This window comes from Bacillus sp. FJAT-26390, assembly GCF_001682865.1.
Taxonomy (GTDB): Bacteria; Bacillota; Bacilli; order Paenibacillales; family Paenibacillaceae; genus Pristimantibacillus.
Window position 1 is genome coordinate 14,531 of sequence record NZ_MAQX01000008.1, and the last position, 13,714, is coordinate 28,244.

Here is a 13,714-nt window from a genome sequence, read left to right on the forward strand (position 1 = left end):
AAAGCTGTCGTTACCCCGCTCGCATATAGCGCTTTCATCCTATTTTTTAGGTAGATTCGATCAAATTAAGTGAAACTTAAGAACTAGCTTGCCGTAATTATATATGCTATACTAACTTTCAAATTTATAGGAACGAACTACCATTTATTAGCCAATTCGATCCTATAACCAACAGGAGGTCCTACATGAGAAACCTATCGATCAGCAAGAAATTGCTCGGCGGATTTATATCTGTCCTCATTTTATTAGCCGTTATCATGACGATAAACTTTTTGCAGCTCGTCTCTCTCGACCGTACATACAAAGAATTAATAAATGATAGAACCGTTAAAATGCTGCAAATCAAGGATATGGACATCGCAGTCAAATCCGAACAAGTTGCCGTCCGCGTATACGCCATGCTTGGCGATGAAACATCGCTCAAAGGAATCACTTCGGCCCATGAGGATTACATTAAGGTCAGCAAGCAGCTTGCATCAACCATTTACTCCCCTGCCATGGTTGATGGGCTCAAGGAAGCTGATCTCATAGAAAATCAATATTTTGAGATTGCCATGCAGGTCAGCGAGCTGAAGAAGCAAAACAAAGAGCAAGAGTTTACCACGCTTCTGTCGAATCAAGGCCGCACCTTGATCGCGCGCTTAGAGAAGGTATTGACGGATATGGAAGCTTTTCAGCAAAACGAGCTTACGATGAGCTCCGAAAACGCATCTAAGCAAGTGGCAGACGTCCAAAATCTAGTGCTTATTCTCGGAATTATCGCTCTGGTGCTAGGGATAAGCATCGCTTTATTTATGGGTCGACTCATTACTAAGCCTATCAGCGAAGTAGCCAGGGCTGCTGAGAAAATTGCTGCCGGAGACCTCACAGGCAAATCCATCATGATGAAAAGCAGCGATGAAGTCGGCGTACTCGCCAGCTCGTTTAATATGATGGCAAACAATCTTAGAGCCCTAATCCTTCAAGTAAATACGAATGCGGAGCAGGTCGCGGCATCCTCTGAGGAATTAGGCGCGAGCGCCGAGCAAACCTCTAGAGCTACCGAGCAGATTGCTACTGCTATGCAAGAAGTAGCTACAGGCGTTGACATGCAAGTAAAGCTCGTTCACGAGGGCTTCCAAACCATCAATGAAATGTCGATCGGCTTCCAGCAAATTGCTGCAAACACGCAAACCGTCTCATCCAAGACTGCTGAGGCATCGGAGAAAGCTTTGCTCGGCAACGAATCGATTAAAACGGCTGTCACTCAAATGAGCTCCATTAGTGATACGGTTAATGGACTGGCGGCCGTCATCGAGGAGCTTAGCGGACAATCCGCTGAAATCAACCAAATCGTCGGGGTCATATCCGCACTCTCCACCCAAACGAACCTGCTGGCGCTTAACGCTGCTATTGAGGCAGCTAGAGCTGGCGAGCATGGACGCGGCTTCGAGGTCGTAGCTACGGAGGTTAGGAAGCTGTCGCAGCAATCGGCACAGTCGGCACAGCAAATCACGGAGTTAATCTCCTTTATACAAGCTGGCATGAGCAAAGCCGTTCATTCCATGGAGGCTGTAACCAAAGAGGTGCAATCCGGCATCGACATTGTGAATACGGCAGGAGAATCCTTCGACTACATCCGCAATGCTGTTAATGATGTCGCATCGGAATCCGAGGAGGTTTCCGCCGCTGTGCAGCAAATGACTGCCGGGGTCGATGAGATGACGAGCTCCATGAAGTCGATCTCCGAGGTGACAGAAAGCTCGGCTGCTGGCACGGAACAAGTTACGGCGTCCACGCAGGAGCAAATGTCGTCAATGGAAGAAATATCTTCTTCATCCAATGCGCTCGCCAAAATGGCGGAGGACTTATTGCTCACGGTTAGCCGCTTTAAAATCCGATAAAACGGCATCTGCTTTTGCTCACGCATTTTGTGGTATACTGCTACAAGATTATAATGCAGGAGGTTCACCGCTATGAAAATTTATGTCATCCAATCGTTTAACGAGGACGGCTTGGAAAATGTGTACGTAGGCGCTGATGAAGAAAAAGCGTTGTCGCTGAAATCAGCAGATTTTGACCATTGTGATGCTTTGTTCGTGGAAATCTGGGAGGATGGCGAAAAAACCGATGATTTCCGCTTGGTGGAATCCCCCGAAGAAAACGATGAGGAAGCGGAAGATGCGATTGAAGAGGACAAGTAAGCTTGTCCTGAAAGAATAGGTAGCCTTGCAACCTTTTGTCGAACACGGTCGTCTAGTGTTCGACATTTTTTTTACTCGAGGAGAGACTTGCATGCTACATCTTAGGAAATCATTAACCAAAATGGCCGTACTCGCGCTCACCGTATCGATGCTCGCTGCAGGCTGCAGTGACGCTGGCAAAAAACCGGCCAACAACAAGCCGGCAGGCAATGCTTCGAATGAGACTGCTACGGAACAGCCTGCAGTGAATCCAGCAACAGAACAACCCGCTGCTACCGAGAAGCCAGCGGCAACCGCAAAGCCAACACAAAAACCGACGCAAAAGCCGTCCCAAAAACCAACCTTAAAGCCAAGCGCAACGCCGAAGCCTTCCTCGGACATTAAAGTATCGGATATTTCCGCCAAAATTTTGAAAGACATCGAAATGCCGCGCCTCGTTACTGTAGAAGGCGAGCGCATTAAGGATGTATACGGAATTGATTCAGGCAGCCTGCTATCGGAGGCAGTATTTATGCAGGCTTTGATGAATACGAAAGCAACTGAGCTCGTTATCGTAAAGCTGAAATCAGATAAAAATTACGATGCAGTCGCTGAAGCCTTGGAGAATCGCGCAGCCAGCATCCAAAAAACGTTTGAAACGTATTTGCAGGACCAATACGAGGACGCGCAGAACTACAAAATCGTTCGCAGCGGCAGCTACGTCATGTTATCCATCTCTCATGACCAAGATAAAGTAGTTGAAATTTTCAACGGCTTTTTCAAATAATACATAAAAACCTGACCTCTTGAGGTCAGGTTTTTTTATTTATCGGTTCGATTAGCAGGGAAGCCGCAGCTTACTGCGGTAAGTTTCTCGTCCGCTTCGCTGCCCACGACTTAGAGCCTAAGCTGAAAAATGCCGTGGCCGCCACACATTCGATGAGGGTCATAAACAACAGCATAAAGTCCTGTCCGATGTTCATACTCGCGGCGTCCCAGCCCATTAGCAGGAAATTTAATCGCATAAACAGAATATGGCCAAAAAACGTTACGATGCTAAAGAGGTTAATCCTTTTATGATAAGTCTGAACGGCCGGGCTTTTCATGCGCAGGATGCCATAAAAAATGAGCAGCGTATTCGGAAGCATGCTGAAGGCAAACTTGTAATCCGTCGTCCATTCACTGAATTGGAGCAGCAGCGCCGTCTCTATCACGGTAAAAACAATAGCAAAAATAATAATTGGCCTTATCCTTATTTGCATGAACTGCTCTTCATACTTAGCTAGAAATACACCGGCTGCGACAAACGTGAAGCCGAAGCCTATATACCTCGTCACCAATAAGTCCAAATACTCCATATAGTCGGGATTCATGAATGGAATGCTTGCCGCGGTCACTCCGAAAACCTTCATCAAGCTGCCGGAAACGAATTGAATAGCAACAAATCCTATTAGCGCCAAAATGACCGCAAGGCGAACATACTGCTTCTCAAAAAACCAGTAGGCGGCTAGAAGGCCAAAAATGAGCGGAGGAATAAACCAAAACTGAATAAAGGGTCCGTTCAGGAACACCGCAATAAAAAGTATTTTGGCCTGAACAAACAGATTTCCCGCCGACAAACCGTCGCTAATGAGCTTAGGCACGATGTGCTCCGCTACAAAGAAGCAGCAAAAGAAGCAATAGACGATAACTAACCGCTTTAGATACTTTTGCATATAAGAGCGTGAGCTAGCCGCATGGCTCCAGCCTTTATACGCCAGAAAACCTGCTATGACATAGAAGCAAGGCACGACTACCCTCGTCGCAAGAGAAGCAAACTGCACGAGCGCTTGCCCCGGAAGGAGCGTCATATAGCGTATGAGCATAATGTGAGCGACAAGGACAAGCAACGAGCCTCCCAGCTTAAAAAGCGTAATGCCCGGATAATATTTACGCATTCTTTCGCAGCTCTCCTATCCCGGGAAGCACAAGCGACTTTATTTCGGCAATGGAGATCTTGCCTGTCGGCGAGAGCGGGAATACCGGAAGAAACACAAAATAACGCGGCAGCTTAAAAGCGGACAATTCCGGTGCCAAATCATTTTTCAGTTTATCTGAAGTTAGATTAGCCCCCTGCTTGGCTACGATACAGGCGCATATCTGCTCGCCATAAAGCTCATCCGGCACTCCGATTACAAGCGCTTCATCCACATCCTTATGCTTTAGCAGCACGTTTTCAATCTCTAAGGGCGAGATTTTCTCTCCGCCTCTTGTAATCATCCTGTGCAGTCTTCCGGTAATCGTCAGGTTTCTGCGGTCGTCCAAAAAGCCCATGTCCCCGGATTTATACCATCCGTCTGCAGTGATGCTTGCGCGATCTTGAAGCTCGTTCGTATAGCGCATGACGCGGTGGCTTCGAATCGCGATTTCACCCTGCTCATGGGAAGGCATCGTCTCTCCCGTCTCCGGATTTAAAATTTTCACCTCAACAACCTTGTCCACCTTGCCGCCTATGCTGTAGGAGCCTTTTTCAAAGTCCTTATATAGAATTAATCCGCTTAGCAGGCTCGTGTGCTTCAATAGCTGATAAAGGAGCCGCAGCATAACGTTGTTCCTGCGGTTGACGAAGCATGTTGCATTTGCAACCGCGCCGGCTTCCGAGGACCCGTAGCTCACCATAAAAAAGTAGAGATTCAAGCTTTTCATAATCTTCTGCAAAATAATATTGTTCACCGCAGCGGAGGTAAAGGCTACACCGAGCAATGATTTTAAATCGAATTCCTCCCGCTTCGGAGAAGAGAGCATCTGCTGGATCATAAATGGCGTGCCGATGAGCACCCTACACCTTTCCTTCTCTACAGCCGACAAGGCATTCACAGGGTTAAAGTGGGTGAGCATGACAATCCGAATATTGCAGGCTTTCAAGCCGGTAAATAAAGTAGCAAATCCGCCTAGATGGTATAAGGGCAGCAGGTTCATGATCGAAAAATAGCGGGTTATTTTATCGCTTAGCTTCATGAGCATTGCGGTGCTTCTTCCCGGCTGTTCGCCAAGATTAGCCGACACTAAAAAGGAGGCAGTGGTACGCAGCACGCCCTTTGGCATGCCAAGCGTACCTGAAGTATAAAGAAGGATAAGAGGGTCCTTTGGGGTATTGGCTGTGCACGCGGTTAGAAAATCACTTGCCTCAATCGCTGCGCCAAGCACGCTGAGCTTTGAATACGGCTGAAAAGGCGCAGCCAAGTGGCCCGCTTCATCCAGGACGAATATGTGCTTAGGAAGCCAGCTGCTGTCCAGTCCCTCTTTATGGCTATCTAAAATAATCTCTACCATCATAGCGGGATAATGAATATGTTGCCCCTCTGTCCCCATAATGAGGGCTGCCGGGCGGGAGTCCTTCAAATAATGCTGCAGCTCCTGCTTCTTCGAATAGGTATTGAGCGGGACAATGATCGCACCTACACAGGCTGCCGCAAACATCGAAACGACCAGCTCTACCCGGCCGGGCATAAGCAGCGCAATCTTATCGCCTTTCTTGATGCCCAGCTGCAAGAAGCCCTTTGCGACAAAACGGACCTCTTCCCAAATCGTCAGCCATGTATGATGTGAAGAGTTGGTCGGAAAGCTGTACGCGACATCATGAGGGCAATCGGCTGCCCTCTTTTGAAGCAAATAGGGTATCGTATCCTTGTTCAACATATTGCTGTTCTTCATCATTCTGAACCCCCGCAAATATATAATATACGGCACTGACACGTCTAATATAGCATCTATTAAGTTCTTAATAAAGAACATTTTTAATAAAAAAAGCGCTGCTCAGAGAATGTTAAACTCTCTTGCAGCGCATTTATTACGATTTGGCAGAGACTGTAGCTGCCAATTGGCTTGGAACTTCTTTATCTTTGCCAACCTTCGGCTTTGTTCCATCTGCCCGTTTCGCCTTGCCAACGAGCAAGCTTAGCGGAAGCGCAACGACTGCTACCAAGGTAGCAACAACATACACATCGTTCACACTCATCGTGAAGGACATCATCGTAATATGAAGCTCGTCGACATCGCCTGCTTTCATAAAGTCAGTAGCGTGAGTTACCGACCTTGTTGCGAGCATCGTGGTGAAGATCGCAATCGCGAATGATCCGAACACATTTCTCGTCCAGTTCGTTATTGCGGATGCATGCCCGGAGAGCTCGGCTGGAATTTGTTCCATTGCCGCGTTGCTCGAAGGCATAACGACTAGGGCGATTCCGATATTACGCACGATCATCCACCAGATTACGTAAGCATGCGATACATCGAGGCTTAGCCAGCTCAGTGCCAGCGTTCCGATCGTCAGCAGCACAATGCCGCTTGACATCAGCCAGCGAGGTCCGATAATGCCATAAAGCTTGCCGACAACCGGCATAAGCAGCGCCATTGCGAGCGAAGCCGGCAGCAGGATCATGCCCGTATCCATTGCGGACACATGCTGAATCCGTTGCAAGAATATCGGTGTCAGCAAGGTGCCTGAATACAAGCTGATCGTAATAATATTGGAGATGATTGCATTTAACGTGAAGCGTCCGTTTTTAAACACCCTTAAATTAAGCAGCGGTGTCTCGGTCGTCAGTTCCCTCCATACGAATAAAATAAGGGCTATCGCGCCAATCGCGAATAGGGAAACGATTTTCCAAGATCCCCAGCCCCAGCTATGGCCTTGGCCCAGCGCAAGCAGCAAGGACGAGCTGCTCACAATAACGGTAAGGAAGCCCAGTCCGTCAAAGGTCTTAGGAACATTCATCCGATAATAAGGGATATAGGTATAAACGAAACCGATCGCGATCAATCCAATCGGAATGTTCATGAGGAACAGCCAGTGCCAATTCAAGTTCTCCAGCACCCAGCCGCTAATCGTCGGACCGAAGGCTGGCGCCAGCATCGCTGACAAGCCCCAGAACGCAATAGCCATCGCTTGTCTTTCTCTCGGAATAATTTGATAAATAATCGACATTGTAGCCGGTATGATCAAGCCGCTGAATGCTCCTTGCAATACACGGAACAAGATTAGCGAGCCTTCGCTCCAAGCAGAGGCGCATAATACCGAAGCAACCGTAAATCCAATCAATGAGAACAGGTATAACCTTCTGTAGCTGAACCGCTCTCCCAAATACCCGGCAATTGGCGCCGTAGTACCCATTGCCAGCATAAAGCCGGTTAACGTCCACTGGACAGAGCTCAGCGACGTGTCAAAATGATCCTTCAAAATTTCGAGCGCCAAGTTGATCGTAGCCGACGCCAATACGCATAAAAAAGAACCGATAAAAATAGCAACCATTACAGGCCAGAAACGCACCTTCTTAAGCTCTTCTTGATTCATGTACTTCTCCCACACCCTTTATTATTACTTTACAGCTTAACTATTATATTTTAGTTCTAAAGTAATTTCAATGGAAACAATTTATTCATTTAAACATCTAATCCGACTAACGTATTTTCCTTCTAATCATGCTGGCCCGTAATCCTAAAAAAAGAACAAAGCCCCGGAGAAACCGCTCCGAGGCTTTGTTCATCTTTATTCCCTTATATCTTCGCATTCGCGCGACTAGAAATTCGCTGCCCCATACCGCTGTCCACTGTTCGTTCATACCAGTGTAGCCCTGCTAGCCCTTAACGCCAGAAATAGCGACAGACTCGATAATTTGTTTCTGGAACACAAGGAAGATGATAAGCATTGGAAGCAAAGCAACGAATGAAGCGGCCATAATTAACGGATAATCCGTTTGAATCGCATAGGTTGCATTAAAGTTCGCGATAACAAGCTGAAGCGTCTGCTTCTCTGGCGAATTCAAATAAATGATTGGCGCCAAATAATCGTTCCAAATGCCCATAAACCACAGAATGACCTGTGCGGCTACCGCCGGACGGATTAACGGGAATACGATTTTGGTGAAAATGCCAAAGTAAGAGGCTCCGTCGATCTTCGCCGCTTCTATAATAGCGCCAGGCACGCTGGTCAAATATTGACGCAGGAAGAAGATCATCATGATGTTTCCGAACAAGCCCGGTACAATAAGAGGCTTTAACGTATCGACCCAGCCAAACTCAGAGAACATGATGAACTGCGGAATCATGATCGCCGGATAAGGAATCATTAAGGAGGATAACAGCAGCATGAAGATTTTGTTCTTATGGTTAAAACGCAGCTTCGCGAACGAGTACGCCGCCAAGCTCGAAGTAAACGTCCCGATAATTGTGACGCATAGCGTAATTAGCAAGCTGTTCTGAATACCGCTGAGCAGCGGACCCTTTTCCCAAATCTCCATGTATTTAATGAAGTCAAATTTCTCCGGTATCCATACGGGCGGCAAAGCGAACACTTCCGCCTTCGTCTTGAACGATGTTGAGACCGTCCATACAAGCGGGGCTATCATAAAGACAGCGCCTATGCTGATAAGAATAAAAATGATAGCATTCGAAATTTTAAACTTTTTGGCCAATAGCATGGTTAGGCTCACTCCTTCCCTCTGATGTCGTTATTCCAGGTCTTTCGACGATCTTTCATTCATCTTGAATTGAACAAGCGTGATGACGAAGATGAATAGGCCAAGCAGCATCGCCATGGCGGAAGCATAACCCATTTGCAGGTTGCCGAAAGCTTTTTGCCAAACATAGAATACGACCGAGGCAGAGCTGTACTCCGGACCGCCTGTTGACGTCATAATGTTGATTTCCGTGAAAATTTGCGCGCCGCCGATCACTTTCGTAACGACGATAAAGAAGGTAACCGGTTTAACCATAGGGAATGTAATGTGCTTGAAAATTTGAAAGCCGTTCGCCCCGTCCAGCTGCGCTGCTTCATAATAATCTTTGGGCACGCTTTGCAGCGCCGCCAAATAAAGAAGCATCGAGTAACCGAGGTTTTTCCATACCATCATAATAATGAGTGCCGGTTTCACCGTATATTTATCAGTCAACCAGTTGGGCCCATCAATGCCGAATAGGGCAAGAAACTGATTCACTAAACCATAGTCGCCGTTATAAGCCCATTGCCACAAAATCGAAATCGCCGCAAGCGAGGAGATGACCGGTATGTAGTAAACGACTCGAAAGGTTGTCGTTCCGAACATTTTCCGATTAAGCCCTAGAGCAAGCAGCAAAGCTAGCACAATTTCAATGGGTATGCCGATCATCATGAACAATGTATTGAAGCTCGCCTTATGGAATTGCTCATCCATAAATATTTCTTTAAAGTTGGCAAAGCCGATAAAATCCATCCGGCCTAAGCCGTCCCAGTCGGTAAAGGAACCGTAGAGCGAATATAAAAGCGGATACAAAGTAAACAAGAGAAATCCAAGTACGGGCGCAAGTACAAATAAATACCCGTAGTAGCTTTCTTTGCGATAGAGATTCGACTTGGTTTTCATCTTCCACCTCTGATTCACCCGGCATAAGAGTGATGCCAGCTCTACGAGAGAGAACTAACATCACGGCTTGCGGGTTAAAAATGATTAGCTCGGATTATTTCTTTGATTTTGCTTCTTGTTCGATCGCTTTATCAAGCAAGCTTTGCATCTTCGGCTGTTCCGCTTTCACATAATCGGCTGCCGTTACTTTGCCATCAAGCACGGGCTGGATATCTGTGAAAAATAGTTGGTACCATTCTGCATTGTAAGTCAATGTGTTCGGCATTGGTTTGCCGTAGTCTTGCACGATATCAAGGAATTCTTTTTTGTTAGCTGGCTTTGTCTCCGAATTAGCAGCCCAAGTTTCAGCCATGTCGATCAGGTTAGGAATTTGCACCTTCGCATCAACCAGCTGCTGCTGGCCTTCTGGCGATGCTGTTAAGTAAGTGACAAGCTTAGCCGCTAGCTCAGGGCTCTTCGAGCTGCTCGATACGCCGATGCCGAGCGATCCTACAAACGTTGCTGATTTGCCAGTGGAGCCGGCAGGGTAAGGAATCAGATCATAATCGAAAGGCAATGTTTCATAGGTCGCTAGATCCCAAGGACCTACTGGGAAGAAAGCAAGCTCGCCTTTCATCCATCGCTGGTATGTATCGAGTGTTGCCGCATCTTCAATAGAAGGCGTAATTTTATATACATTTTGCATGTCAGCAAAATATTGAAGCGCTTCCGCAAACTTAGGATCATCGATCGTTACTTTTGTGTTCGTCTCATCGAGCCAGTCAGCGCCGTTGCTCCATACGAAAGCTTGCAAAGCCCAGTTTACGTTAAAGCCTGTGCCGTACTGGTCGATCTTGCCATCGCCATCGTTGTCCTTCGTAAGCTGTTGGTTTACTTTGATGAACTCGTCCCACGTGTATGGCTTGTCTTTGTCCGGCAATGGAATGCCTGCTGCTTCGAACATCGCCTTGTTATAACCAAGCGAGAAAGGACCAACATCCTTCGGCAAGCCGTAGATGCTGCCTTGGCCTACTGTTTCGCCGTCGTAGCGGTAGCTATCAACGCCGTATTTCCAAATGTTATCGAATTTTACGTCGGAGACGTATTCCGTAATATCTTTAAGTACGCCGCCGTTTGCATACGCTCTCAGATCACCTGGGTCAAAGTAGAAGACGTCTGGAACGCTTTTGCCTGTAATGGCCGCTTTTAATTTCGTTGCATATTGATCACCGGTTGTTGTAATGATTTTAACTTTAACGCCAGGGTTGTCCGTCTCGAATTTTTTGACAGTTGCTTCATAAGCTTTTTGCTCTTCAGGACCGCCTCTGAACATAAACGAAATTTGTTTGGATTCTGTTTTTTCGCCTGTGCTGCCGGTGTTGCCTGAGTTGTCTTTCCCACCGCATGCGGAAAGTACTACGGCCAATGACATCATGATTGCAAATGCTGAAAGTAAACCTTTTTTCTTAGCCAACCTAACCCCTCCTAAATGTACTGCGTTCACAAACAGCCATTAATTAATGTCAAATACATCAAGTAAGCATTTTTGTTAAATAATTAATACTTTTGTTAAACTCATAATAATGCAAAGCGCTTTCATTGTCAATACTTGTCGAAAGGTTGCTTGAACACCATTTATACGCACTATTTCATCGCCAAAATAATATTTACCAGCTTTTTCTAATCGGTCGATATGATGTTCGGATCGAAAGTCATATGTAGTTAACAAATGAGCAAATCAGCTAAAAAATTATTCCGCTGCCACAGGCCCATCTGCAACCGGAATGCCAAAGTCCGGAGTACCGTCCTCATTCCAGCCAAATACTTGCGCTCTTGTATGGCGATTTGGATCATAAAGCGGATCACCCACAATTTCTTTGTAATTACGGGCATGGTAAACGATAATGTCCTGCTCTCCGTCCGGGCTTACCGTAAAGCTGTTATGACCAGGACCATACTGGCCCGTCGCTTCATTCGTTTGGAAGACGGGCTCTGCTGATTTGCTCCAAGAAGCCGGATTAAGCAGATCACTCGTATCTGCTGCTGAGAGCAAACCCAGGCAGTAATTATAATCGGTAGCGCTTGCCGAGTAGCTGATAAAAATTTTCCCATTGCGCTTCAGGACGGCAGCGCCTTCATTGACGAGAAAACCGATTTTCTCCCAATCGTATTCTGGAGTCGCAATCATCACCTGCTTGCCGCTAATCGTCCAAGGGTTGCTCATCGGCGCTATGTACAAATTGGAGTTGCCTTTAATCGCAGGGTCCTTCTGAGCCCATACCAAATATTGAACGCCCTCATGCTCAAATGACGTCGCATCAAGAGCAAAGGATTCCCAATTGGCTTTAACTTGCCCCTTCTCCGTCCAATTCCCCTCCAGCGGGTTAGCAGATTCATTCTCAATAACAAACATACGATGGTCAAATAGTCCGTCTACCGTCTCCGAGGTTCTAGCCGCTGCAAAATAGATATACCATTTCCCTTTAATAAAATGGATTTCCGGCGCCCAAATGTTTGCGCTCATCGGCCCTGTCTCATATTTTCGCCATACGACTACAGCCTCTGCCGAACCAAGCTCCTGAATGGTCTTCGCTCTGCGTACTTCAAGTCGATCATACTCCGGCACCGAAGCGGTAAAATAATAGTAACCGTCCGTATGCTTGTATACCCAAGGATCGGCGCGTTGCGGAATTACCGGATTCGTAAATGGTTGAATGGCTGCTGCTTGTTTGCTTATCATGTCATCAAAACCCCTTTTTTTGTTATATGGCTATTAAGCTTCTAGCTGACTTATCTGTTTGCCCCATACGGCTGCTCCTGTGCCCGTCAAGCCCGTGAATACGAGTGCTGCTCGCTCCCTTTCCCAGTCCCATGCAGGTAGAACGGTTCCTCTGCAGGTCCACAGCTCCACTTGCGATTCCCAGCCAAATGTATGACTCGAAAGCTGCAGCTCGACTGTCGCCTGATAGACAACACGCCAGCCATGATTCATTAAGCTGGAGTCGATGCCGGTGTCGATACTGCCGTCCGGTTGAAGGGTTAGCGCAATTGCATCCACCATGCTGTCTGCTCTTGGATCATGTACGATCCACTCCCACTCCCACTCCCCTGCCAGTTCATTTGGCGATATCATTCGCTGCGGCTCTCCTGAGTACCGCTCCGGAGAAACAAGCGGCCAGCAATCCTCCGTCCAGACGATCGATCTCACATGGAGATGGAAGCAGTGTCTATTCATCTCTTCCCGAGCGTGGTGCACCATATAGTAGGCTCCGTTATCCTCCAAAACCGAGTTATGTCCAGGCGCCAACCAGCCGGGAGCATGATTGAATCGATAGTTAATAAAGCAAATAGGCATCATGAAGCTTGATTACATCAGGCGCCCATAACCCGACAGCCCCGGTCCAGTCTTTCGCTTGCTCAGGAACGCCATCAAAAGCATGACCAACCCATTCCCAATCCGTAAGATCCTTTGAACGTCTGACTTGTATGCCTCCGCGAAAAAGCGGCCGATCGTTCTCCCGATACATAGCATCAGTCGAAAACGTGTAATAGCTGCCGCTGTCCTTGAAAATGCCAGGATCATGCGTATTCAACGTTTTCCAAGTCGTCTCATCCTCGAAGGTGTCCGGGTCAAACAGTCGCTGTTCAGGCGGCTTTCTTGGATGATTCATCTCATTTCCTCCATGAATAACAAAATAGATATTTCTCAATTTCATGTAATGTTTATATATTTATTGATTAATTCATGTTAAAGTGAATTTTAACAACTGATTATTACTGCTGTCAATAATTAAATTTATTAATAATATCATTAACGTAAGAAGGAGAATTGAGGAGATGCTGAAAGCCAAATAGGGCTATTCCATTTATCCGCTGCTCTGGATGATGGATAGCCCTCTCATAATGAAATCATTTATGCCGTTAACTTGCTGCGGGGTGCCTCATTCAAGAGGATCCAAGAGTCGAATATGACAATGGGCATCCTCGCGAATGGGAGAAGGAGGAACTTTGAATACTGGGCAAAAAAAAAAACCTTGTTCAATTGAACAATGGCTTCTGAAAAAAAGATATGGTGGAGGCTGACGGGATCGAACCGCCGACCCTCTGCTTGTAAGGCAGATGCTCTCCCAGCTGAGCTAAGCCTCCATGAAAACAATAAAACCCACGGTATGTGGGGTTGTTTCTTAGCACAAA

Annotated in this window: 12 protein-coding genes and 1 tRNA gene; 3 read left to right on the top strand and 10 right to left on the bottom strand. The window is 46.8% G+C overall.

The features are described 5' to 3' along the window. The first annotated feature begins 185 nt into the window (after positions 1-185). The 3 genes from A7975_RS11430 to A7975_RS11440 all read left to right on the top strand — a co-directional run bounded on the left by A7975_RS11430 (position 186) and on the right by A7975_RS11440 (position 2,949). Complete coding sequence (locus tag A7975_RS11430) at positions 186-1,883, top strand: methyl-accepting chemotaxis protein (RefSeq protein WP_065385185.1); 1,698 nt, start codon at positions 186-188, stop codon at positions 1,881-1,883. 72 nt (positions 1,884-1,955) lie between these two features. Continuing rightward, the gene (locus A7975_RS11435; RefSeq protein WP_053374095.1) at positions 1,956-2,183 is read left to right on the top strand and encodes a hypothetical protein; all 228 of its coding nucleotides are present in this window, start codon (positions 1,956-1,958) and stop codon (positions 2,181-2,183) included. Between the two features lie 91 nt (positions 2,184-2,274). Next, entirely contained in the window at positions 2,275-2,949 is a 675-nt protein-coding gene (locus A7975_RS11440; RefSeq protein WP_065385186.1) for a DUF4358 domain-containing protein, read from the top strand. A gap of 70 nt (positions 2,950-3,019) precedes the next feature. Here the strand turns inward: A7975_RS11440 and A7975_RS11445 are convergent, their stop codons facing one another. The 10 genes from A7975_RS11445 to A7975_RS11490 form a co-directional block, all read right to left on the bottom strand. Next, positions 3,020-4,099 (bottom strand): acyltransferase family protein, encoded by a 1,080-nt coding sequence (locus A7975_RS11445; RefSeq protein WP_065385187.1) that lies wholly within the window; start codon positions 4,097-4,099, stop codon positions 3,020-3,022. Further along, the gene (locus A7975_RS11450; RefSeq protein ID WP_065385188.1) at positions 4,092-5,858 is read right to left on the bottom strand and encodes a class I adenylate-forming enzyme family protein; all 1,767 of its coding nucleotides are present in this window, start codon (positions 5,856-5,858) and stop codon (positions 4,092-4,094) included. Before A7975_RS11450 ends, A7975_RS11445 begins: the two co-directional genes overlap by 8 nt. Before the next feature lie 133 nt (positions 5,859-5,991). After that, positions 5,992-7,494: a DHA2 family efflux MFS transporter permease subunit gene (locus A7975_RS11455; protein WP_082198147.1), complete on the bottom strand. Its 1,503-nt coding sequence runs from the start codon at positions 7,492-7,494 to the stop codon at positions 5,992-5,994. Between the two features lie 283 nt (positions 7,495-7,777). Next, the gene (locus tag A7975_RS11460) at positions 7,778-8,620 is read right to left on the bottom strand and encodes a carbohydrate ABC transporter permease (RefSeq protein ID WP_065385190.1); all 843 of its coding nucleotides are present in this window, start codon (positions 8,618-8,620) and stop codon (positions 7,778-7,780) included. Between the two features lie 30 nt (positions 8,621-8,650). Next, positions 8,651-9,541 (bottom strand): carbohydrate ABC transporter permease, encoded by an 891-nt coding sequence (locus A7975_RS11465; RefSeq protein WP_053374089.1) that lies wholly within the window; start codon positions 9,539-9,541, stop codon positions 8,651-8,653. Between the two features lie 94 nt (positions 9,542-9,635). Then, positions 9,636-10,994, bottom strand: coding sequence for an ABC transporter substrate-binding protein (locus tag A7975_RS11470; protein ID WP_065385191.1), 1,359 nt, complete (start codon positions 10,992-10,994; stop codon positions 9,636-9,638). A gap of 276 nt (positions 10,995-11,270) precedes the next feature. Further along, positions 11,271-12,260: a glycoside hydrolase family 43 protein gene (locus A7975_RS11475; RefSeq protein ID WP_053374087.1), complete on the bottom strand. Its 990-nt coding sequence runs from the start codon at positions 12,258-12,260 to the stop codon at positions 11,271-11,273. 33 nt (positions 12,261-12,293) lie between these two features. Further along, on the bottom strand, positions 12,294-12,779 hold the full coding sequence (locus A7975_RS33045; RefSeq protein WP_176707715.1) for a lipocalin-like domain-containing protein: 486 nt from the start codon (positions 12,777-12,779) through the stop codon (positions 12,294-12,296). Between the two features lie 76 nt (positions 12,780-12,855). After that, complete coding sequence (locus tag A7975_RS11485; RefSeq protein ID WP_065385193.1) at positions 12,856-13,191, bottom strand: family 43 glycosylhydrolase; 336 nt, start codon at positions 13,189-13,191, stop codon at positions 12,856-12,858. 399 nt (positions 13,192-13,590) lie between these two features. Then, positions 13,591-13,666: transfer RNA gene (locus tag A7975_RS11490), tRNA-Val, on the bottom strand. Positions 13,667-13,714 lie beyond the last annotated feature (48 nt).

What these genes read in the sequence shown, in the direction of transcription:
- A7975_RS11430 (WP_065385185.1), top strand. Translation starts at nt 186, where the DNA reads ATGAGAAACCTATCGATCAGCAAGAAATTGCTCGGCGGATTTATATCT.
- A7975_RS11435 (WP_053374095.1), top strand. Translation starts at nt 1,956, where the DNA reads ATGAAAATTTATGTCATCCAATCGTTTAACGAGGACGGCTTGGAAAAT.
- A7975_RS11440 (WP_065385186.1), top strand. Translation starts at nt 2,275, where the DNA reads ATGCTACATCTTAGGAAATCATTAACCAAAATGGCCGTACTCGCGCTC.
- A7975_RS11445 (WP_065385187.1), bottom strand. Translation starts at nt 4,099, where the DNA reads ATGCGTAAATATTATCCGGGCATTACGCTTTTTAAGCTGGGAGGCTCG.
- A7975_RS11450 (WP_065385188.1), bottom strand. Translation starts at nt 5,858, where the DNA reads ATGATGAAGAACAGCAATATGTTGAACAAGGATACGATACCCTATTTG.
- A7975_RS11455 (WP_082198147.1), bottom strand. Translation starts at nt 7,494, where the DNA reads ATGAATCAAGAAGAGCTTAAGAAGGTGCGTTTCTGGCCTGTAATGGTT.
- A7975_RS11460 (WP_065385190.1), bottom strand. Translation starts at nt 8,620, where the DNA reads ATGCTATTGGCCAAAAAGTTTAAAATTTCGAATGCTATCATTTTTATT.
- A7975_RS11465 (WP_053374089.1), bottom strand. Translation starts at nt 9,541, where the DNA reads ATGAAAACCAAGTCGAATCTCTATCGCAAAGAAAGCTACTACGGGTAT.
- A7975_RS11475 (WP_053374087.1), bottom strand. Translation starts at nt 12,260, where the DNA reads ATGATAAGCAAACAAGCAGCAGCCATTCAACCATTTACGAATCCGGTA.
- A7975_RS33045 (WP_176707715.1), bottom strand. Translation starts at nt 12,779, where the DNA reads ATGGTGCACCACGCTCGGGAAGAGATGAATAGACACTGCTTCCATCTC.
- A7975_RS11485 (WP_065385193.1), bottom strand. Translation starts at nt 13,191, where the DNA reads ATGAATCATCCAAGAAAGCCGCCTGAACAGCGACTGTTTGACCCGGAC.